A 21,960-nucleotide genomic window follows, 5' to 3' on the forward strand; every position below is an offset into this window, starting at 1 on the left:
TCCTGCCAATTGCCGTCTCGGCGAAGCCGCTCGCGCCTAGAACCTTCTTTTCAAGACGTGACACATTGACAAATTCCGTCATTTTGTCAATCATCTTTACCCAGCGACATGATATCCCTCCTCGACCACCTCGAAAACTCGTCCGACCCTAAGCGGGCGCGCATCCTCGTCGGCGCGACGAAGGTGTTTCTGGCGTATGGGTTCCAGCGAACGACGATGGACGACATCGCGCGATCGGCCGAGATTTCGCGACCCGCCCTTTATGTTGTGTTCCGCAACAAGACGGACATCTACCGCGCGCTCGTTTCGGAATTCCTCGAACAGATGGTGGCGGAGACGCGCGCGGTGCTGGCGCGGCGGGACCCGCTGGCGCAGCGTTTCAGCGAGGCGACATGCTGCTTCATGGATCTTCTGGACGAAGTCGAGACGGCGCCGCACGGCCAGGAACTGGTCGACATGCAGAATAGCCTGGCCGGAGACATCGTGGAAACCGGTCGCGTCGCGATACTGGTCCTGTTTCGCGAAGCCGTGGAGGCGGAACTGCGCCGGAGCGGTCGCGATCTGGCAGCGATCGGTCTGACTGCCGCAGGAATGGCGGAAATGCTGCTCGACGCGATTGACGGCATGAAGATGCGTCGACCCGGGCGCGAAGCGCAGAAGGCACTGCACGCACAGTATGTCCGGGCCATCAGCTTGCTGATCACGGGACCCGGCGAGGCGCCTCCGGCGCCTTCGTGATTCAGCTGTCCGCGGAAGCCGGGCGCTTGTGCGTGGCCAGGAACTCGCGAACCTTCCGGCCGAGCCTGCCCCTGGCATTTGGGCGCATGTCCGGCGTGAGCATGTCCTGCAGATCGAGCGTCGTCTCCTTGCCCACGGCCTCGAAATTCTCCGACAACCAGTCATCGGCGGCGGAGCGTCCGAGATCCCGCAGATATTCGAGAAAGGCCCATTCGGCGTTGAGCTTGGAGGAGGGCGAGAGATCGCTCAAGGCTTCGTCGGCATCGATGCGGTGCATGCGAATGTCGCGGTATTCCTTGGCATCGATGCGGCCTGCAGCGATCAGTTCCTTCACGAAAGCGATGGCCCGGAATTCGCGCAGCAAGCCGGCATTGAAGGTAATCTCGTCGACGCGGTTCTGGATCTCGCGCGCCGATTTCGGCACGCCAGACCGGATGACGGGATTGATCTGGATCAGCAGCAGGTCTTCGGTCGGCGAGGCGTAGAAGAATGGATAGAGCGGCGGGTTACCGCCGTAGCCGCCATCCCAGAAATGCTCGCCGTCTATCTCGACCGCCTGAAACAGGTGCGGGAGGCAGGCCGAGGCCATGACCGCCTCCTCGGTGATGCCATCGCCCTCGAAGATGCGCGGTTGGCCGGTTTCGACGTTTGTCGCCGATATGAAGAGCTTGGGACCCTCGCAGTGTCGCACCCGTTCGAAGTCGATCTCCTTGCGGACCACGTCGCGAAGCGGATTGTAATCGAAAGGGTTGGCCACATAAGGCGAAATGGCACGCGCCATCGCGTCGAACCAGAGGAAGCTGGGCGAGTTCTCGATCGACCAATTGCCGGTCAGCACGTCCCACGGCGTGCGCTGCACGGGGCTGAAGCGGCCCTTGCGGCCGACCGATCGCCAGAAGCTTGCAAGCTTGGCACGCGCGCCTTCGGCCCCGCCAGTCACCCATCCATCGGCGAAGGCCACGGCGTTCATGGCGCCGGCGCTGGTGCCGGAGATGGTCGCGACCTCCAGCCGGTCGTCCTCGAGCAGACGGTCTAGCACACCCCATGTGAAGGCGCCGTGCGAGCCGCCACCCTGAAGCGCGACATTGATGGGCTTGCGCGCGGCCACGGCTATTGTGCCGTCCATCCGCCGTCGACCGACAGGGTCGTGCCGGTGATCTGGGCGGCCGCGTCGGAGCACAGGAACGCTACCGTCTCGCCGATCTGATCGGCGGTCGCGAATTCGCGGGTCGGCTGCTTGTAAAGCATCAGATCGCGCACGACCGTATCGCGGTCGAGATTCTTCTCGGCCATCAGATCCTCGATCTGCTTCTCGACCAGGGGCGTGAGCACGAAACCGGGGCAAACGGCGTTGCAGGTGATGCCGGCTTCCGCGTTTTCCAGCGCCGCCACCTTGGTCAGTCCGACGACGCCATGCTTGGCCGCGACATAGGCTGACTTGTTGATGGAGGCGCGCAGCCCGTGCGCGGACGCGATGTTGACGATGCGACCCCAGCCTGCCTGTTGCATGGCCGGAAGGGCAGCCGCCATGGTGTGGAAGGCAGAGGACAGGTTGATCGCGATAACGGCGTCCCAGCGCTCCGGCGGGAAATTCTCGATGGACGCGACGTGCTGGATGCCGGCATTGTTGACGAGGATGTCCACCCCGCCGAGCGCCGCGCCGGCCTTCGCGACGAGGTCACGGCACTCATCCGGCTTCGACATATCGGCCTTGACGTAGACGGCCTTCACGCCATGCGTGCCGGCGATCTCGTCGGCGGCGGCACGATCCTCGTCGCGGTCGCCGAAGGAGTTGAGGACCACGTCAGCTCCCTTGGCGGCAAGAGTCTGGGCGATGGCCAGACCGATGCCGGAGGTGGACCCCGTGACGATGGCTTTCTTGCCGGCAAGCATGCGTCGTCTCCTGTTTCAGTGCCCGAAGGCCTTCTCAGCAGACATATATTGCAGCGCAGCAAAGGTACAAGGCGCGAACCCGGTCGCGCCTCGACAAGATCAGTTGCCGAACATTCCGAGAAGACGGCCCAGGCGACCGCGCTTGTCGGCGTTCTCCACCTGCACGCTGGCACGCAGCGGGTTCTCGGCCGGGACGGGCGCGCCGGCCATGGTGGTGTCCTGACGGACCGTCTCGGGCACGGCGGCAACCTCGGCCGTCGGCGTGGTTTCGGCTGCCGCGGTCGCGACCGGTGCCGGTGTGGCCTGTGCGGGCGCGGCTGCGATCGCGGTGGCGGCCGGCTGCGACATGTTCGGCGGCTGGCGCGAGACGCTTTCGCCCCGGGCCCGGCGGCGCGACCATTCAGCGACCTGGCGTGCCTCGCTCTGACCGGCAATGGTCGGCGAAGCGGGCTTGGTGCTGGTGGCCTCTTCCACGGCCGACTGGAAGGCCGCGTCGAAGCTGCGTTGGTGGTTTCGGTAGGCCGTCACGAGCGCTTCGGGCTGCGTCATGGGCGGGCAGGCCGCCGTCGGCTGGAACTGGCGGCCATTCTCCGGATAGGAATTGAACACGTAGCGCCGGTCGCAGACGTCGATCTTCGGCGGTACCCGCGTGATCTCGAAATGGTCGTAACCTTCCTTGAGCATCTTCCAGAACTCGAAGTTCGGATCGTCCCGGTAACGCGCCATGTTGGCGGCCGTCATGCGGAACGGGAAGGCCTGGACCTGGAACTCGGTCTGCCCGCCGCGGAAAGCGTCGCGAGCAAAGGCGTAGATCTGCTCGATCGGACCGTCTTCCATCGAATAGCAGCCGGCCGATGAGCAGGCGCCGTGCACCATCAGGTGCTGGCCCGTACGTCCGTTGGCGCGATCATAGGCGTTGGGGAAGCCGAGATTGAAGGCGAGGTGATAGCTGGAGCGCGGATTCATCTGGTGCGAGCGCACAGTGTAGAAGCCTTCCGGCGCCTGACGGTCGCCCTCGGTGAATTTCGGACCGAGCTTGCCTGACCACGTGCAGATTTCGTAGGTCGCGATGATGTCGAAGCGGCCGTTGTCGCGCTGCTTCCAGACTTCCAGCTGATCTTCTTCCTTGAAGATGCGGACCATGATCGGGGAGGTCTTGCTCATTCCCCGAGCCTGCATCTGGTTGACGATCGACTGCGGAAGCGACCTTTCGGCCTTGGGTGCGATGTCTTCCAGCGATGCGTTGCATCCGCCGAGGACGAGCCCCGCCGCAAGAAGACCTGCAAATGCGAAAGTGAACTTCATGTCCCCGGTCGTACTCGCTGTGCCATGCCGGCGAATTCCGGCGCCAAATCCCGGCTATGCCTCCAGTCTGGTAACCAGACCGTTAACTTGGAATGAAAAATGTCGCAAGTCTCCCCTACGAACCCCTGCCGGCAAGGGTGGTGCGGAAGCAACCGAAATGAAACGGCATTTTTGTGACGCAACGAGAGGTCGCGCAGGTTTTGCCCCTGCCTCGGCGGATTTCCGGGGATTCTGCGCGTCAGAGAGTGCGGCCTATGGCCAGAAATTTCTCGCGCCGGTGTTCCCGGTAATCCGTGGCCGAGGCGGCGAGCTCCTCAAAGGCGCCCGCGATCCGGTCACCTGCATCGGCGATCACCTTTTCGGGAGCGCGATGCGCGCCACCAATGGGCTCGCCAATGATGTCGTCGATCACCTTGAGTTCGAGCAGGTCCTGAGCGGTGATGCGCATGTTGGTGGCAGCGTCCCGGGCGCGGGTGGAATCGTGCCACAGGATGGAAGCGGCCCCTTCCGGCGAGATCACGGAGTAGATGGAATGCTCCAGCATGAAGACCTTGTTGGCGGTGGCGATGGCAATGGCCCCGCCCGAACCGCCTTCGCCGATGATCACCGAGACGGACGGCACTGACATGGAGAGGCTTTTCGAGGTGGAGCGGGCGATGGCCTCGGCCTGCCCGCGCTCCTCGGCGCCGATCCCGGGATAGGCGCCGGCGGTGTCGACCAGCGTGATCATGGGTATCTGGAAACGCTCGGCCAGTTCCATGATGCGCACCGCCTTGCGGTAGCCTTCCGGGCGCGCCATGCCGAAATTGTGCTTGAGCCTGCTCTTGGTGTCGGAGCCCTTTTCCTGGCCGATGATCGCCACGGGCTCGCCGCGAAAGCGGGCGAAGCCGCCAACGATGGCGCTGTCGTCGCCAAAGGAGCGATCGCCCGCCAAAGGCGTGAAGTCCGAAAAAAGAGATTCGACATAGTCCATGCAATGGGGCCGGTCGGGATGCCGGGCGACCTGCGCCTTCTGCCAGGGCGTCAGCTGCCGGTAGATGTCGCGCAGCGCATCCGCGACGCGCTTTTCGAGCCGGGCGATCTCCTCGGCGACATCCACGGCCTCGCCGCTGTCGGCCAGCTTCTTGAGTTCGAGGATCTGGCCTTCCAGGTCCGCGACGGGTTTTTCGAAGTCGAGATAATTGTACATGTGTCTTGCACTACCCGTATCGGAACATGCTACGCAACATCGGATGCGGCGGGGCCGCGCAGGCGCGCCTCACATAAACGCCTCAACCCCGATCGGCAAGCGGGTGGTGCCGGCTCACCAGTTCGACCAGCCGCTTCTCCAATACATGAGTGTAGATCTGGGTGGTCGAAATGTCCGCATGGCCCAGCAGTTGCTGCACGGCACGCAGGTCGGCGCCGTTCTGCAGCAGGTGGCTGGCGAAGGCGTGGCGCATCACATGCGGCGACACCGCGGCCGCGGAAACCCCCGCGCGGGTGGCCAGTGCCTTCAACTCGCGCGCCACGACCTGACGGGCGACATGGCCAGAGCCCGAATGAGCTGGAAACAGCCAATTTCCATCCGCCAGGTCCCCCATTGCCTGTCGCACGGGCATCCAGCGATCTAGCGCGCCCTTCACACTATGCGACAGCGGGACCATGCGTTCACGTTCACCCTTGCCGCGGACCAGCACAAAGCGTTCGGCCGTGCGGGCAACAGATACGGGAAGGGAAACAAGTTCGGACACGCGCAGGCCTGTTCCGTAGAGAATCTCCACCACCGCGAGGAGCCGCAGGGCGGCCGGATCGTTGCCTTCTGCCTCCTGGGCCGCCAGTTCCAGGACCCTGGCCGTTTCTGTTTCGCCCAGTACCTTGGGCAAGGCCGCGCGCCGGCTCGGGCTTTCGAGCGTGCCCGTGGGATCGTCTGCGCGCAGGCCCTCGCCATAGAGAAAACGAAAGAATTGGCGCAGAGCCGACAGCCGGCGGGCCTGCGAGGAGGGGGCAAAGCCGCGCCGTGCAAGATCGGCCAGATAAGAACGAAGCGCGTCGGCATCCGCGCGGTGCAGGCCCCGCTCAAGGAAGGCGTCCGCGTCCTCGAGATCGCGGCCATAGGCTTCGAGCGTATTGGAACTGGCGCCGCGTTCGGCGGCCAGCATTTCAAGGAATGCCTCGATGGCGGATCTGCTGTTCATGGGTGCAGGTTAGTCGACCTTGGTAAGCGCCGGGTGAACGCCGCGAGGCCGGTTACGGAACCAAGAGGCGCCTAAACCCGTTGAAATGCAGAAATCAAACGAGGTTTGTCATGAGTGCCGCCGCAATCCTGCTGATGATCGTTGGATGCAATGGAGGCGTGGAGGAATGCCATGAGATTCCCGCGCCAGCGCCATATTATGCCTCCATCGGCGATTGTGAGGCCGACGGCAAGCAGGCGGCGGCCCGACACGCGGGCCAATTCGACGAGGTTTTCCGTGTCTGCGCAGCCTTCGATCCCGACCTTGTCGGGGAGGACGCCGATATCGTCTGGGACGTGACGGCAGAAGATGGCCTTGTGGTCGCCATGGAACCTATCCACGGCGAGGATGTTTATGTGCTGGCCCGCACCATCGCGCCAGCGGTGCAACAGAATTGACGAACGGGTTTTTGTAATGCGGGCACGTCGTGATAGAAGACGGGTGTCTGCCCAACTTGATGGAGGCTCTAAAATGAGAAAAATGATTATCGTCGCCGCTGCGTCGATGGCCGTCCTGGCCGGCTGTACGACCGCCGAGCGCACTGCTGCGGTGGGTGCTGGCGTTGGTGCCGGCGTTGGCGCAATTGCCACCGGCACGATCGAAGGAGCGGCCGTCGGCAGCCTCGTCGGCGCTGTGGGCGGCTACTTGGTGGGTCGGGCTGCCGACCGTCCGGGTCAGTGCCAGTATCGTCGTCCCAACGGTCAGATCTTCTACGACCGCTGCCCGGGCGCCTACTGATCTAATACCGGCGACCTCCGGTTTATCGAGGGCGAAGCGCAATGCGCTTCGCCCTTTTTCTTGACCGGGTCAGGCGGCGGCAGGTGCGAGCGCTCCCGGGCCCGGAATTGCTCCGGGCGGACACTTGCCCAGAATGATCATGCCGAGGATCTCATCTTCCGTCACATCATCGACGCTCGCCGTACCGACCACCTGCCCGTTCTTCATGACGACGACGCGGTCTGCGAGATGCATGACATCATGGATGTCGTGACTGATCAGGAAGATACCGAGCCCCTCTCCCTTCAGGCTCTTAACCAGTTCCGTGACATGCGCGGTCTCCTGGGGGCCCAGCGCGGCGGTCGGTTCGTCCATGATCAGGATGCGGGCGTTGAAGTAGAGGGCCCTGGCGATGGCGACAGACTGGCGCTGGCCGCCCGAGAGCTTCATCACGGGTTCCTTAAAGCGCTGGAAGCGCGGGTTGAGCCTGCCCATCACCTTTCGGGTTTCCGATTCCATCGCGACGTCGTCGAGCGTGCCCCAGGCCGTGCGCAATTCCCGGCCCAGAAAGAGGTTGGCCGCGGCGTCGACATTGTCGGCGAGCGCCAGCGTCTGATAGATCGTCTCGATGCCATACGCCTTGGCATCGCGCGGGTTGGTGATGTCGACCTCCTTTCCGTCGACGAGAATCTGCCCGGCATCGCGCCGATAGGCGCCGGACAGGATCTTGATCAGGGTCGACTTGCCGGCGCCGTTGTGGCCGAGCAGGCCCACGACTTCCCCGGGGAACAGATCGACCGACGCGTTGTCGACGGCATGAATGCCACCGAAGGAAATGGAGATGTTCTTCATCTCCACGAGCGGGGTGGATGTGGCCATGGCTTGCGTCCTCCCTATTGCGTGCGGCGGCGATAAAGGGTGTCGAGGAAGACCGCGAAGACCAGCACCGCGCCCACGACGATGTTCTGAAGCGGAGAGTCCACCCCCATGAGGATCATGCCTGTCGCCAGCGATTGCATCAGCACAGCCCCGATCATGGCGCCCGCCACGGTTCCGACACCGCCGGAAAGCGATGTGCCGCCGATGACGGCCGCGGCGATGACGAGCAGTTCGTCCAGCGTGCCCTGGGCATTCGTGGCGGCGTTGAGCCGGGCGGTCGAGATGACGGCGCCGATGGCCGCGAGTGCGCCCATGATCATGAAGATCTTCATGACCACCCAGCGCGTGTTGATGCCGGCCAGTTCCGCTGCCTCTGGATTCCCGCCGATGGCAAAGACATAGCGGCCGAACCGCGTCCGCCGCGTGATGAAGGTCATGATAACGCCGGCTGCCAGCGCGATGAGCACCGGAACGGCAATGCCGTGGGCGATGAAGAGCCCTTCGTCCGGCAGATCGATGGCCTGCGCTTCGGCATAGCGGCGCACGATGCCGATCGGCCAGGGATATGCATTCGCCACCGCCACGGCACCGAGGATGGCGGCACAGCCGACGGCGGCAAGGAAGCCTTCCGCCCAGAGCGGGCGCACGGGAAATGCGAACCGCTTGCGCTGCATCCGACCGTTCCAGATCATCACGACGAGTGCAATGCAGGCGACGATCCCGAAGATCCAGCTCCAGGTGGCGCCGATCGCCCCGTCTGGTCCGCCGCCCAGCAGGCGGAAGGTCGGATCCATGGGCGCCACGGTGCGGCCGCTGGTCATCCACCAGGCAGCCCCACGCCAGACCAGCAGACCACCCAGCGTGACGATGAAGGCGGGGACGTTGAGATAGGCGATCAGGTAGCCGTGCAGCGCGCCGATCGCGATGCCCGCGACAAGGCCCGCCAGGATAGCGATGATCCATATGGCGGGATGCCCGAAGCCCAGATATTGCGGCAGGATTTCGGCCTGGGTGACCCCGATTATCATGCCGGTGACCCCGAGCACGGACCCCACCGACAGGTCGATGTTGCGGGTGACGATGACGAGCACCATGCCGGTGGCCATGACGGCCACAGAGGCCGATTGCACGGACAGGTTCCACAGATTGCGGGGCGTCAGGAACAGGCCCCCCGACATGAGGTGAAAGACGATCCAGATCAGCGCCAGGGCCCCGATCATGCCGAGCATGCGCGTGTCGAGTTCGGTTGCCAGCAGGAAGCGGCCGACCGGGCCTTTTTCGGCCGCGCGGGCGGTGTCCAGCGTGGTGGGTGACGTGGTGTCCGACATGATCTCCTCCCAGACCGTCCGCCGATCAGCGAAACGGTGGCATCACGCATGGCCATTGGCCGCGGAGCCTAATCCAAAAAGACGCCGCGGTCTCATCGAAACCGCGGCGTCCAGACTTGCCTCACGCGGTCAGTCGCAGGCAGCTACAGTACCGGAGGCCACGCCCTGGCAGACGACCTCCTTGGAAACCCATCCCGCATCGATCACGAGATCGAGATTGTCGCGGGTGATCGGCACGGGCGCTAGGAACAGCGCATTCATTTCCACGCCCTGCGGCCCATCGGTCCAGACTTCCGCGCCATCGACATCCGCCATGGCGGTGCCTTCGGCGAGCTGGTTGGCGATTTCGGCAGCGGCGCGGCCCAGGTCGCGCGCATCCTTCCACACCGAGACGGTCTGGGTGCCCAGTGCCACGCGGTTGAGCGCGGCATGGTCGCCATCCTGACCGGACACGGGGACGGTGCCGGCAAGGCCCTGCGCCTCGAGGGCGGCAACGACGCCACCGGCGGTGCCGTCATTGGACGCAACGACCGCATCGACGTTGTTGTCGTTCTGGGTCAGGAACTGTTCCATGTTGCGCTGCGCGTTCGCGGGCAGCCAGCCATCTGTGTAGGCCTCGCCGACATTCACGATGTCGCCGGAATCAAGCGCTTCCTGGAGCACTTCCAGCTGGCCCGAATGCAGGAAGTCTGCGTTCGGATCGGCGGACGAACCCTTGATGAAGACGTAATTGCCGGTCGGCTGCGCCTCGAAGACCGCGCGCGCCTGCATGCGTCCGACTTCCTTGTTGTCGAAGGTCAGGTAGAACGCATCGGGATGCTCGATCAGGCGGTCGTAACCGACAACGGGGATGCCTTCGTTGACCGCGTTTTCCACGGCGGGAACGACAGCCGAAGCATCCTGGGCCAGGATGATGAGCGCGTCGGCGCCTTGCGAGATCAGCGATTCCACGTCGGTCAGCTGCTTGGATGCCGAGGACTGGGCGTCGGCGGAGATGTAGCTGTTGCCGGCCTCTTCGATGGCTGCGCGCATGGCGGCTTCATCGGTCTGCCAGCGCTCTTCCTGGAAGTTGGACCAGGAGACACCGATGACCTTGCCTTCTGCCTGCGCGTAGCCCGACATGGCCAGCGACATGGCAGCACCCGCCAGCATGGCGGTTGCGAAACGTTTCATGATATTCCTCCCTGTAAACGCCCGTGTCGAGCGTTCGATAGCCTCAATTGAAGCCCTTTTTTTCGAGCCTCGAAAAAATTAATGACTCACCTTTCCAATCATGTCAACATCGTTGGCCCTGCCCCTGCGCGCCCCGCGCAGGCACGGCAGCGGGAGGAGAAAAGATGACAGGCGGGGTTCGACATGACGATCTGCGTCGGCAGAACCGCACCATGGTGCTGTCGGCCGTGCGGAGCGTTCCTGGTGTCTCACGTACTGAGATTGCGCGTCGAACGGGGCTGAGCCACTCGACGATTTCGGCCATCTCGTCGGACCTCATCGAGGAGGGCATCCTGCGGCAGGCAAAGCCCGAGGGGCAGGCCGAGTCGCGTCGGGGACGGCCGCAGGTGGCGCTGGAGACCAATCCCGATGCCGCGCGCGTCGCCACGGTGGTGCTCACGTTAAACACGCTTTCACTCAGCCTGTTCGACTATTCGGGCAAGAGCGTCTCGGAACGGCATTGCCGGCTGCCGACCGCTTCCGTGGGGCGACGGGAACTGACCGACCGTATCGGCGACGAACTGGCGGCACTCATGGGCGGCTGCACGACCGGCGGCCCATGCCTGCGCATCACCATGGCCGTTCAGGGCATCGTGGATGCGCGCGGGCGCGAGATGCTGTGGTCGCCGATCACGCCCCACACGCATATTCCGTTGGCCGAAATCCTCGAAGCCCGCTTCGGCATACCGGTCGCCGTCGAGAACGACTGCAACATGATCGCCATCGCCATCCGCGAGCGCACGCCGGATCGCTATCGGGACAATCTGGTCGCCGTCCTTCTGTCCAACGGCATCGGCATGGGCCTCATATTGGGGGGGCGGCTCTTTACCGGGACCATCTCGTCGGGGGGCGAGTTCGGCCATATGATCCATGTCCCCGACGGCGCGCTGTGCCGCTGCGGCCGACATGGCTGCATCGAGGCCTATGCCGGCAATTACGCCATCATGCGCAACGCGCGGCGCCAAGGCGAATGGGCATTGCCGGAATCCGACATCAGCGAACAGGAGATGGTGGCGCTGGCCGTCGAGGCGCGTGCCGCCGAAGGCCCCGAAAGAGAAGCATTCCGGCGGGCGGGGCGCGCCATCGGCTATGGTCTCGGCAGCCTGTTTGCGCTGATCGACCCCGCGCCGGTGGCGATCGTGGGTCCCGGTACTGCCGCGTTCGACATCATCGAGCCGGCGTTGCGAGAGGCCCTGCTCAACACGGCCGGCGGCCAGGACGCCGGCCCGCTACGCTTCGAACTCGAACTGGACGAGCGCCCGCTGATCCGGGCCGGCTGCGCCCACAGCGCGCTCGCCTATCTCGACGAGAGCGTGTTCGCGCTGCAGGCAGGCAGCCTGCAGCCGGCCGGCGTGGCCTGAAAAGACCGTCAGGCCTTCAGGCGTCCGCTCACGGCCTCGCCGCCGATCCACTTGTCGATCATTTCGAGCAGGAGCCGCGGGCTGATCGGCTTGGACAGATAATCATCCATGCCAGCGTCGATGCAGCGCTCCCTGTCACCTTTCAACGCATGGGCGGTGACGCCGATGATGGGCGTACGCGACTGCTGGCCCGCTTCCGTCTCCCGGATGCGACCCGTCGCCTCCAGCCCGTTCATCTCCGGCATGGACACGTCCATGAGGATCATGCGGGGGCTCATTTCCGACCAGGCCCTGACGGCGAGGGCACCATTGCCCACAATCTCGAAGGTCAGTCCCGTTTCCGAGAGGATCTGGGTAAAGACCAACTGATTCACCTCGTTGTCCTCGGCGACCAGAATGTCGACGCGATGCAGGCCGTCCGAAGCCGCCAGGCGGGGCGCCACCGCTTCCAATGGCGCAACAGGCTCCGCCGGAGCGGGCACGACCGAACGCGGTTCGGGGGCAGGCGCCACGGCGGATCGCGTGACCGATAGCGGTTGCTGGCGTCGTTTCTGGATCGTCTCGACAAGTGCTTCCAGCAAGGCAGAGGAGCGCGCCGGCTTGGTCAGTTGCACGTCGATGCCCAGATCGGCGCCAAGGCCCGGTGCAAGCGCCTGATCGACCGAGGAGAGGAGCACGATCGGCGTGTCGCGGATGCCGTCATTGCGCCTGACCTCCCGAGCCACGTCCAGCCCCGACATGCCGGGCATCTGGTGGTCGAGCACGATACAGTCGACGCCAATGCCGAAACCGGTGGCCGCCTTGAGCACGTCGATGCCCTCGACGCCGCTTTTCGCCGCGCAGGAATCGAATCCCCATGAGGCCATCTGTTCCATCAGGATGGAACGGTTGATCTGGTTGTCGTCGACGATCAGGATGCGTGCGCCCGTGACGTCGATGGGCGTCACCTTCTGCGCCTCGCCGACATCCGCCTTGGGCAGAAGCAGTTCCACCCAGAATGTCGAGCCCTGGCCCTCGACGCTGTCGACGCCGATGCGTCCACCCATCAGATCGACCAGTTTCGAGGTGATCGCGAGGCCGAGCCCCGTGCCCTCGTGGCGCCGGGTCGACGATGCGTCGACCTGGCTGAATTTGTCGAAAACGGCGGCCAGCTTGTTTTCAGGGATGCCGATGCCGGTATCGGTGACAGCAATGCGCAGCTCCGTGCCGTCGGAAGTCTCGGTTCCCGTCACTTCCAGAAGCACGTGCCCCGCATCTGTGAACTTGACGGCATTGCCCATGAGGTTCGTGACGATCTGCCGGATGCGTCCGGCATCGCCGACATGGTGCTCGCAGAGACCGGGCTGGAAACGCACGATCATCTCGAGGTCCTTCTCCTTCGCGCGCGTCGTCATCAACGTGGCGACGTCCTCAACCGCTTCGGCGAGATTGAAGGGCGCGGGATCGAGCACCATCTGGCCGGCATCGATCTTCGAGAAATCGAGAATGTCGTTGATGATCGTCAGAAGCGCGTTGCCCGACTTCATGATGATGTCGGTGAAGGTCTTCTGCTTCTGGTCGAGCTGCGTCTTCGAAAGCAGTTCGGCCATGCCGAGGACGCCGTTCATCGGAGTGCGGATTTCATGGCTCATATTGGCCAGGAACTCCGACTTGGCCCGATCCGCCAGGACGGCCTTGTGCTGCGCCGCCTCGAGTTCGGCCTCGCGCTGCTTCAAGTCGGAGATATCCGCGCTGGAACCGATCAGATGGACGCGGCCGTCGCTGCCGATAAGGCGGCTCTTCCGCGCGATGAGGAAACGCGACGTGCCGTCGCGGTGGGGCACGACCTCCTCGAACTCGCTCATTCGTCCGGTTTCCAGCACCTCGCGGTCGCGTTCCGCAAAGGCACCTGCGTCGGCGCCAAAGAAATCGTCGTCGCGTTTGCCGATGGCTTCCTCCGGCGTGACGCCGGAAACGTCGCACCACGCCTTGTTGACGAACTCGAAACGCCGATCGGCATCCTTCACATAAGTGGAGACCGGCAGTTCATCGAGCACGTGGCTGAAGAGCTCGATCTTGTCCATGCTCTCGCGCAGAGCCTGCTCGCGCTGCTTCAGTTCGGAGATGTCGACGCGGACGCCGACATAGGTTCCATCCTCCAGGCGCGTATCGAAGGCCTGGAACCAGCGGCCATCCGGATTGGCGCGTTCGAAAACCCTCAGCCTGGCGTCGTACCGGGCCATGTAGCCGTCGATCCAGGCCTCGCGATCGCTGTCGTAAATGGCGTCGAGTTCGGGGTCGCCGCTCTGGCGGAAATAGCCCGCAGCGTGCGCGGTCTCCACCGCCTCGCGCAAGGGCTTGCCCGGCTGCATGGCGGGAACCATGGCGGGCAGCGCCTCCTGGACCTTGTTATTGGCGAGAACGAAACGATTGTCGCGATCATAGATGATCACGCCCGCCGGCAGCGATTCCAGAACGTTCGCGAGATGGCGGCGTGCCTGAACAGCCTCCATCTCGCGCCGCTTCATGTCGGTGACATCGAAGATGGAGCAGGCGAGATAGTTGCGGTCGGCGCCGGTCGTGACCCGGTTCTTGCGAACCAGGCGCGATCGCACGGCGTCATCCTCCTTATAGTCCTCCTCGATCTCAAAGAGCTCGCCGCTTTCAAGGACCTCGCGCTCCGTTCCCTCGAACTCCGCGGCGTCGGCGGGACCGACAAGGCTGGAGGCCGTCTTGCCGATCATACGGGAGGGCGTGGAGCCGAAGAAATCGGCGAAAGCCTTGTTGGCCATGACAAAGCGCAGCTTGTCATCCTTGACGAAGATCGGGTTTGGCAGGCTGTCGACGACGGCCTCGGCGAGGCGCGACATCTCCAGTGCCTCGGCGAGCTGACCTTCGCGCTGCTTCATCGCGGTGACGTCGTAATAGGAGATCAGCCGCTTGCCGTCGCTGAGCGGCGTGACACCGTAGATGCAGGTCTTGCCATCGGCGCGCGCGAATTCGCGGGGGGCAATCTCGCCGGTGCGAATCTCGTCGAGGCGCCACCGAACGAAGGCGTCCCATTCGGTGTCCGGCACGTCATAGATTCCGTTGTGCCGGTTGGCGGCGAGAATGGCCTCGAAGGACGCGCCGACAGGGGCAGTCTCGGGTGTCAGACCCCAGAAATCATAGAAGGCCTTATTGATCATGAGGGCGTTGAGATCGCGGTCGAGAAGAACCACCCCCAAATCCACGGTATCCAGCGTGAGGGTGAGATCGTGACGCAGGTGCTCGGCGCGCTGGGTCGCCCTGTCCAACTCCACTTCGCGCAGCTTCATCGCGGTGACGTCGTAATAGGTGACCAGTCGCTTGTCGTCGGAGAGCTTGTGGACGGCGTAGATCATCGTGCCGCCATCGGCGCGCCGGATTTCCTGCTGCGCGACTTCGCCGCCCCGCAGCGTCTCGATGCGGGCATCCACATAGTCTGCCCATTCATCTTCCGGCACGTCGTAGACACCGCATTCACGTGCCTTTTCGAACATCCCGCGCGCCGAGATGCCGATCGGCACGTCCTCGGGATCGATGTTCCAGATCTTGAAATAGGCCTGGTTGACGATGACCGTGTCGAGATTTCCGTCGAGGACCACCACGCCGAGATGCATTGCATCGAGGATGCGCTTCATATCTTCCAGCAGCTGCTCAGAAGCTTGCCGCGCCCGCTCGACCTCGAGTTCCCGGTTCTTGTTGGCGGTGATGTCGGTACAAATCGAGATCTGTCCACCATCATCCACCGGCATTGTCCGGTGCAGGATCCAACGCCCATCCGCGGTGAGCAGCTCCGTCTGGGTCGCAGTCTTCTGCGGCGCGCTCGAGGTAAGAGCCTCCCTCAGCTCTTCGAAACCGTCCGCCCACATCCCGCGTTCGCCTGCGGCCTGCACGACGGCGTGGAGCGACACGCCCGGAACCAGAACGTCTTCCAGCATGGGAAACATGTCCAGCAGGCTGGTATTGTGCAGAAGCATGCGGCCGGCGCCATCGAAGTAGCAGAACGCGTCGTCGATCGCGTTCAGTCCGGCGATCAGACGCTGGGCGATGGAGTCGGAAGCAGCCGGGACAGTATCACTGGCCCGAGGTCCTCCCATGCGTGACATCATGCGCGAGACGTCCCGGCCGATGCCGCGATAACCCGCAAATTCCCCATGCGCGTCGAAGAGCGGCCGCCCGGAAATCGAGATCATCCGGCTGCGGCCCTGCCGGTCTTCCAGAAAATAGACGAAGTCGCGGAAAGGCTGGCGTGCCTCGATCTCTTCAAGGTGGCGCGCGGCATCGACATCATGCGCGGCTTCCTTGCGGAGATAGGCAGTCCGGGAACGGCCGATGAACTGTTCCGGCCGATGGCCGGTGCAGCGCCGAAAACCCTCGCTGATGCGCCGGAACCGATGCTCCGCATCGGTCTCCCAGAACCAGTCGCCTCCCATGAGGCAGATTTCGGCCAGCTCTATGTCCTCGAGGCCGAAATCGGCAAAATCCCGGGCCAGTGCCTTGGCGGCATCCCTTGCAGTTCCACTCGCCACGCGCATCCCCCTGAAGCAGCATTTGCCGCCGACGATTTCCGGCTGGCCTCAGCATGAATCCAGTCGACCGCGATGGCGCGCGGTCGTGCTCAGGGCAATCTGGAGTAGAAGAATTAACGTTCGACTAAGATTAACCGGGCGCTAATCGCCGCATTAATGATTGTGGCGAAAAGCGGCTGGATCACGCAAATATCGAGGGTCGGCATAAAGATTAGTTGATGGTGTCGTGCAGAACCGCAGAGCCGGGCGCGCCGTAGACCCCCATGAACCGAACGGAACGAGACGGTTCGTCGAAATCCGAAACCGAAACATGTAAAGAGGGTCTTACGACATGTTCAAGCGCACCATTCTGGCAGCTACCGCCGCCATCGCCATCACCGGCTACGCCCATGCCAACAATCATCAGGCCGACATCGTCGACACCGCCGTGGCGGCCGGCAATTTCGAGACCCTCGTTGCGGCCGTCGAAGCCGCCGGTCTGGTCGATACGCTGAAGGGCGAAGGTCCATTCACCGTCTTCGCGCCGACCGACGAGGCGTTCGCCGCACTGCCCGACGGCACGGTCGAGTCGCTCCTCCAGCCGGAGAATCGTGACCAGCTGATCTCGATCCTCACCTACCACGTCGTACCCGGCGCGGTGATGTCGGGCGACCTCGAGGACGGCATGATGGCCGCGACCGTCGAGGGCTCCGAAGTGACCTTCAGCCTCGCCGATGGCGCGATGGTCGACGGCGCCAACATCGTGCAGGCCGACATCGAGGCCTCGAACGGTGTCATCCACGTCATCGACGCCGTGATCATGCCCGGCGAGTAACACCGGCTTCTTGCCTCCAGCAGGTTGCACCAGCGCCCCGTCCCGCAGATCGCCGGACGGGGCGTTTTCATTGCGGCGGGGCGGGTTTGGCGGGGCGGTTGGCAAGGCCTGCCTCAACAAGGTAGTTTGCGCTGCGCGACCATGAAGGGCGCGCTCTTCCGGTAACCGTCCGACCATGTCCTTCGTCATTCCCATCCTCGGCGGCATCGGCCTGTTCCTCATCGGTGTCTCGATGATGACGGAGGGGCTCAAGGCGGCGGCCGGCGCATGGCTCCAGCGGATCCTGGGCGCGGTCACCAGTTCGCCCCTGCGCGGTCTCGGCGCCGGCATCTTCATCACCGCCCTTGTTCGCTCGTCGAGCGCCGTGACGGTTGCCACGATCGGGTTCGTCAACGCCGGACTGCTGACATTGGCGCCTGCCGTCTGGGTGGTTTTCGGCACCAACATTGGTACCACCACCACGGCGTGGCTGGTGGTGCTGGCGGGGACGGGCTTCTCGGCGGCCACCATGGCGCTGCCGATGGTGGGCATCGGCATGATCCTGCGGCTGGTCGGCTCGGGGCGCCCGAGGCTCGGTGGTCTCGGCCAGGCAATCGCCGGATTCGGCGTCTTTTTCCTGGGCATCGGGTTCCTGCAGGACGGCTTCGACGACCTGACTCCGCTGCTGGAAGGTCTCGACCTCGATCCGGATGCATGGCTCGCCGTGCCGGCCTTCCTTTTGCTCGGCTTTGCGCTGACCGTGGTCACGCAATCCTCCAGCGCGGCCATCGCCATAGCACTGACGGCGAGCGCCGGCGGGTCGGTGCCGCTGATGCTTGCTGCCGCTGCGGTAATCGGCACCAATATCGGCACGACTTCGACCGCCGCCTTCGCGGCCATCGGCGCCACCGCCCCGGCGCGCCGCGTGGCCGCCGCGCACATCATCTTCAACGTTCTCACGGGGCTCATCGCGCTGACGCTGCTGCCGTGGCTGGTTGCGGCAAGCGCGGCGATCGCCGGCTGGGCGGGGGACGGGGGCACGACCGTCACGCTGGCCGTGTTCCACACCGTCTTCAACTGTCTCGGCGTGCTGGCCATCGCGGGCGTCGCGCCGCGGCTGATCGACTGGCTGGGTACCCGCTTCGTGACCCAGGAGGAAAGGATCGGACGGCCCCGCTTTCTCGACGCGACGCTGGTGGGCGTGCCCGAGCTGGCGCTGCGCGCGCTGGTGCGCGAGGCCGGGCACATGGCCGATATAGGCTTCGAGGTGGCCCGCGCACGCGTCGGGGAGAACGAGGATGCACGGCTGCGGGTCGCGGGCATGCATATGGGCGCCTTGAGGCTCGGCAAGGAAATCCGTACCGTAATCGGACGCCTGGGCGGCGAGCAGCTTTCCGGCCCGGTCGCAACCGCCATACCGGACATCATCCGCGGGGTTCAGCACATCGAGGAAGTGCTGCGTGTCTCCAACCAGATCACACCGCCCACGGAGGGCATCGCGGGGACCGACGCGCTGATCGAGGAGCTGCGGCGCCTGACGCTCGACACCCTGCAGCGATGGGACGAGAGCCTGCCGGAGGGCGAGGCCGCGCCGCAGGCACGGGTCGAAGAGGCCTATCAACGGCTGAAGGAACGATTTCTGCGGGATGCGGGCAGGGGCATGGACGTCGACACGATGGAGCGCGGCTTTCTCCAGTCGCGGCTCCTGCGTCGGGTCGCCGAGGAAGCGCTGAAGGCGAGGCGCCGTCTGAAGCCGTGGGAGGTGCATCTGGAGACTGTGCTGCAAGGCGGGGCGGGCGAGCCTGCGACCCCGATGGAGCATTGAGCCGACGCGATATTGCCCGCGGTTGACCTCGGTCAACATGTCGCACCACCCAATGGCTTATGCGGCTCTGACATTGGAGTAAGCGCATCGTGGCTCAATCGATCTTCCGTACCGAGGGCGTGACCAAGGTCTATGGCTCTGGGCCGGCGGCGGTCCATGCGTTGCGCGGGGTCGACCTCGCTCTCAACGAGGGCGAACTGGTGGTCATGCTGGGCGCGTCGGGATCGGGGAAGTCGACGCTGCTGAATATTCTGGGTGCGCTGGACACGCCGACGGCGGGACGGGTCTTCTTCCGCGACCGCGAGTTGACGAAGCTCTCCGATGCCGCCCTGACGGCCTTTCGGCGCGACCATGTCGGCTTCGTGTTCCAGTTCTACAACCTTGTGCCTTCGCTGACGGCGCGCGAAAACGTGGCGCTGGTGACCGAGATCGCGAAGAACCCGATGCGACCGGAGGAGGCGCTGGAGCGTGCCGGCCTGCCGCACCGCATGGACCATTTCCCGGCCGAACTGTCGGGCGGCGAGCAGCAGCGGGTGGCCATCGCGCGCGCCATCGCCAAGCGGCCGGACGTGCTTCTCTGCGACGAGCCGACCGGTGCGCTCGACAGCAAGACCGGCGTCACCGTCCTGGAAGCGCTCGTTGCGATCAACGACGAGCTGGGCACGGCGACGGCGCTGATCACGCATAATGTCGGCATCCAGAAGATCGCCCATCGCGTGGTAATCCTCGCCGATGGCCGGGTATCGGAGGTGATCGAGAACGACAACCGAATCGCGCCCGCGGAGGTGACCTGGTGATCAGCGCGCTGGACCGCAAATTGCTGCGCGATCTGCGCCGGATCTGGGCGCAGAGCGTCGCCATCGCGCTGGTCATGGCGTGCGGCGTGGCGATGCTGATCATCTCCTTCGGCACGCTGCAGAACCTCACGCAGACCCGTGATGCCTATTACGAACGCAACCGGTTTGCCGAGCTGTTCGCATCCGCAACGCGTGTCCCCTACGATCTGCTGGCGGAGATCGCGGCCATCGATGGCGTGGCGCAGGCGGAGGCACGCATCGTCGACTATGTGGTGCTCGACATGCCGGAAATGGTAGAGCCCGGCATGGGCCGCATCGTTTCGCTGCCCGAGGACGGGGAGCCCGTCCTCAACGTGCCGCTGCTCCGGCTGGGGCAATTGCCGGACCCGACGAGCGTCGACGAGGTTGCCGTCTCCGAACCCTTCGCCAATGCGCACGGACTTCGTCCGGGTGACAGTTTTCGTGCGATCGTCAACGGGCAGGCCCGTGATCTCCTCGTGAGCGGGATCGCGCTTTCGCCCGAATATATATACACGATTGGACCGGCGACCCTGCTGCCCGACAATCGCCGGTTCGGCATCTTCTGGATGAGCCATCATTCGGCGGCATCCGGCTTCGATCTCGACGGCGCCTTCAACGATCTGACGCTCCGGCTGACGCCGGGAGCCGACCCCGCGCCGGTGATCGCCGCCGTCGACGAATTGCTCGACCCCTATGGCGGTACCGGCACGTCTGACCGCGATAGCCAGATGTCGCATGCATTCCTCAAGCAGGAACTCGAGCAGTTGCAGGCGCTGGCCTGGATCATGCCTCCGATCTTCTTCGTCGTCTCCGCCTTCCTAGTCAACATGGTGCTGGGCCGACTCATCGCGCTGGAACGCCAGCAGATCGGACTGATGAAGGCGGTCGGCTATTCGACCTTCGAGATCGCCGTCCACTATCTGAAGCTGGCTGCGCTGGTCGGCGTTATGGGCGTCGTGTTGGGCTGGGGCGCGGGCATGTGGGTGGCCGACGGGATGACCGAGCTCTACGGCGAGTTTTTCCAGTTTCCATATCTGGTCAGTTCGCCTTCCACGGCCGCCTTCGCGATCTCGGGTGTGTTGGCCATGGCCACGGTGCTGGCCGGCGCCTTTCGCGCCGTGCAGGGGACGGTGCGCCTGAGGCCCGCCGTCGCCATGTCGCCGCCTGCACCGCCGAAATTCACGCAGGGCCTGGTCGACCGGGTCGGACGCGGCTTGCGGTTGCGCCAGACGACGATGATGATCCTGCGATCCATCACGCGCTGGCCGGGGCGTGCTGCCGTGACGCTGTTCGGCGTCGCGGCCTCCGTGGCGGTGCTCGTCGGCTCCTTCTTCTTCTTCGATGCCGTCGAGGTGATGAAGGACGAGATGTTCTCGCTGTCGAACCGCCAGCAGATGACGCTCACCTTGACCCGCGAACAGACGCTCCAGGCGGTCGACGATGCGCGCCACCTGCCCGGCGTTCTCACGGTGGAGGGTGGCTATGCCGTGCCCGTGCGCCTCTCCCACGGATCGCGCCAGAGCCTGCAGAGCCTGCAGGCCCGCAGCAACGGCACGGAACTCGTCCGCCTGCTCAACCGCGACCGCCAGCCGGTCGCGATGCCGAGCCGCGGCCTCGTCCTGCCCGAACTGCTGGCGCTCGAACTCGATGCACAAGAGGGCGATCTGATCGCGGTCGAGTTCTTCACCGGACACCGCGAGACCCATATCGTGCCGGTCGCTTCGGTCGTGCAGCAGACGCTCGGCGAAGCCGCCTACATGCGCGACGAGGCACTGCATGCGCTCCTGCGCCAGGCGCCGCGGGTCAACCAGCTCAATCTTCTGATCGACGAGGCCCAACTGCCGGCCCTCTATGCGCAAATCAAGGAGACACCTGGCATCAGCGGCGTGGCGTTGTGGCGCGAGGTGCGGCAGCGCTTCGACGAGCAGCTCAACGAGAACCTGTTTACCAGCGTACTGATCTACGCCACGCTTGGCGTGCTGATCACGGTGGGCGTGGTCTATAACGCGGCCCGCATCCAACTCTCCGAACGCGCCTATGAACTCGCCAGCCTGCGCGTGCTCGGTTTCTCGCGCGGCGAGGTGAGCTATGTGCTCGTCGGCGAGATCATGTTCCTGACGGTGATCGGGCTGCCGGTCGGCTGGCTGGCCGGCTATGGCTTTGCCGCCTTGTCGGCGGAGGGCCTGTCGTCGGAGCTCGTCAACATTCCGCTGGTCGTTTCGACGAGCACCTATGGCTGGGCGACAGTGCTGGTCTTTGTCTCCGCGCTCGTTTCCGTTCTCATCGTGCGCCGCCGGCTCGACAGGGTCGACCTCGCCAGCGCGCTCAAGCAGAAGGATTGAT

The 21,960-nt window shown here is 64.4% G+C and carries 17 protein-coding genes; 8 read left to right on the forward strand and 9 right to left on the reverse strand.

Annotation, left to right across the window (positions count from 1 at the left end):
* The first annotated feature begins 108 nt into the window (after positions 1 to 108).
* Positions 109 to 738, forward strand: coding sequence for a TetR/AcrR family transcriptional regulator (locus tag GRZ55_RS02910; RefSeq protein WP_169285361.1), 630 nt, complete (start codon positions 109 to 111; stop codon positions 736 to 738).
* A gap of 1 nt (position 739) precedes the next feature.
* Here GRZ55_RS02910 and GRZ55_RS02915 read toward each other — a convergent pair whose 3' ends face one another.
* The 5 genes from GRZ55_RS02915 to GRZ55_RS02935 all read right to left on the reverse strand — a co-directional run bounded on the left by GRZ55_RS02915 (position 740) and on the right by GRZ55_RS02935 (position 6,113).
* Entirely contained in the window at positions 740 to 1,864 is a 1,125-nt protein-coding gene (locus GRZ55_RS02915; RefSeq protein WP_169285362.1) for a patatin-like phospholipase family protein, read from the reverse strand.
* The gene (locus GRZ55_RS02920) at positions 1,849 to 2,631 is read right to left on the reverse strand and encodes a 3-hydroxybutyrate dehydrogenase (RefSeq protein ID WP_169285363.1); all 783 of its coding nucleotides are present in this window, start codon (positions 2,629 to 2,631) and stop codon (positions 1,849 to 1,851) included. The genes GRZ55_RS02915 and GRZ55_RS02920 overlap by 16 nt, the downstream gene beginning before the upstream one ends.
* Positions 2,632 to 2,730: 99 nt before the next feature.
* Complete coding sequence (locus GRZ55_RS02925; RefSeq protein WP_169285364.1) at positions 2,731 to 3,936, reverse strand: murein L,D-transpeptidase family protein; 1,206 nt, start codon at positions 3,934 to 3,936, stop codon at positions 2,731 to 2,733.
* Between the two features lie 238 nt (positions 3,937 to 4,174).
* Complete coding sequence (locus GRZ55_RS02930) at positions 4,175 to 5,125, reverse strand: acetyl-CoA carboxylase carboxyltransferase subunit alpha (RefSeq protein ID WP_169285365.1); 951 nt, start codon at positions 5,123 to 5,125, stop codon at positions 4,175 to 4,177.
* Between the two features lie 82 nt (positions 5,126 to 5,207).
* Positions 5,208 to 6,113 (reverse strand): site-specific tyrosine recombinase XerD, encoded by a 906-nt coding sequence (locus tag GRZ55_RS02935; RefSeq protein ID WP_169285366.1) that lies wholly within the window; start codon positions 6,111 to 6,113, stop codon positions 5,208 to 5,210.
* 110 nt (positions 6,114 to 6,223) lie between these two features.
* Between GRZ55_RS02935 and GRZ55_RS02940 the strand changes: the two genes are divergently transcribed.
* Positions 6,224 to 6,550 (forward strand): hypothetical protein, encoded by a 327-nt coding sequence (locus GRZ55_RS02940; RefSeq protein ID WP_169285367.1) that lies wholly within the window; start codon positions 6,224 to 6,226, stop codon positions 6,548 to 6,550.
* Between the two features lie 73 nt (positions 6,551 to 6,623).
* Positions 6,624 to 6,890 carry a glycine zipper domain-containing protein gene (locus GRZ55_RS02945; RefSeq protein ID WP_169285368.1) on the forward strand — a complete coding sequence of 89 codons (267 nt, stop codon included), beginning with the start codon at positions 6,624 to 6,626 and terminating at the stop codon, positions 6,888 to 6,890.
* A 69-nt stretch (positions 6,891 to 6,959) separates the two neighbouring features.
* Here the strand turns inward: GRZ55_RS02945 and GRZ55_RS02950 are convergent, their stop codons facing one another.
* The 3 genes from GRZ55_RS02950 to xylF all read right to left on the reverse strand — a co-directional run bounded on the left by GRZ55_RS02950 (position 6,960) and on the right by xylF (position 10,249).
* Entirely contained in the window at positions 6,960 to 7,748 is a 789-nt protein-coding gene (locus GRZ55_RS02950) for an ATP-binding cassette domain-containing protein (protein ID WP_169285369.1), read from the reverse strand.
* A gap of 14 nt (positions 7,749 to 7,762) precedes the next feature.
* Positions 7,763 to 9,076 (reverse strand): sugar ABC transporter permease, encoded by a 1,314-nt coding sequence (locus GRZ55_RS02955; RefSeq protein WP_169285370.1) that lies wholly within the window; start codon positions 9,074 to 9,076, stop codon positions 7,763 to 7,765.
* A 129-nt stretch (positions 9,077 to 9,205) separates the two neighbouring features.
* Complete coding sequence (gene xylF, locus GRZ55_RS02960; RefSeq protein WP_169285371.1) at positions 9,206 to 10,249, reverse strand: D-xylose ABC transporter substrate-binding protein; 1,044 nt, start codon at positions 10,247 to 10,249, stop codon at positions 9,206 to 9,208.
* 164 nt (positions 10,250 to 10,413) lie between these two features.
* Between xylF and GRZ55_RS02965 the strand changes: the two genes are divergently transcribed.
* Positions 10,414 to 11,649 carry an ROK family transcriptional regulator gene (locus GRZ55_RS02965; RefSeq protein ID WP_169285372.1) on the forward strand — a complete coding sequence of 412 codons (1,236 nt, stop codon included), beginning with the start codon at positions 10,414 to 10,416 and terminating at the stop codon, positions 11,647 to 11,649.
* Between the two features lie 8 nt (positions 11,650 to 11,657).
* Here GRZ55_RS02965 and GRZ55_RS02970 read toward each other — a convergent pair whose 3' ends face one another.
* Complete coding sequence (locus GRZ55_RS02970) at positions 11,658 to 16,181, reverse strand: PAS-domain containing protein (protein WP_169285373.1); 4,524 nt, start codon at positions 16,179 to 16,181, stop codon at positions 11,658 to 11,660.
* A 331-nt stretch (positions 16,182 to 16,512) separates the two neighbouring features.
* Between GRZ55_RS02970 and GRZ55_RS02975 the strand changes: the two genes are divergently transcribed.
* From GRZ55_RS02975 to GRZ55_RS23345, 4 genes are all read left to right on the forward strand, one after another.
* Entirely contained in the window at positions 16,513 to 16,995 is a 483-nt protein-coding gene (locus GRZ55_RS02975) for a fasciclin domain-containing protein (protein ID WP_169285374.1), read from the forward strand.
* Positions 16,996 to 17,170: 175 nt separating this feature from the next.
* A complete protein-coding gene (locus GRZ55_RS02980; protein ID WP_169285375.1) occupies positions 17,171 to 18,799 on the forward strand; it encodes a Na/Pi cotransporter family protein in 1,629 nt (542 codons plus the stop codon).
* Positions 18,800 to 18,888: 89 nt separating this feature from the next.
* Positions 18,889 to 19,596 (forward strand): ABC transporter ATP-binding protein, encoded by a 708-nt coding sequence (locus tag GRZ55_RS02985; RefSeq protein WP_169285376.1) that lies wholly within the window; start codon positions 18,889 to 18,891, stop codon positions 19,594 to 19,596.
* Complete coding sequence (locus GRZ55_RS23345; protein ID WP_210257183.1) at positions 19,593 to 21,959, forward strand: ABC transporter permease; 2,367 nt, start codon at positions 19,593 to 19,595, stop codon at positions 21,957 to 21,959. The genes GRZ55_RS02985 and GRZ55_RS23345 overlap by 4 nt, the downstream gene beginning before the upstream one ends.
* Position 21,960: the final 1 nt, after the last annotated feature.

Origin of the sequence: Chelativorans sp. ZYF759, assembly GCF_012911015.1 — a bacterium.
Lineage (GTDB): Bacteria > Pseudomonadota > Alphaproteobacteria > Rhizobiales > Rhizobiaceae > ZYF759.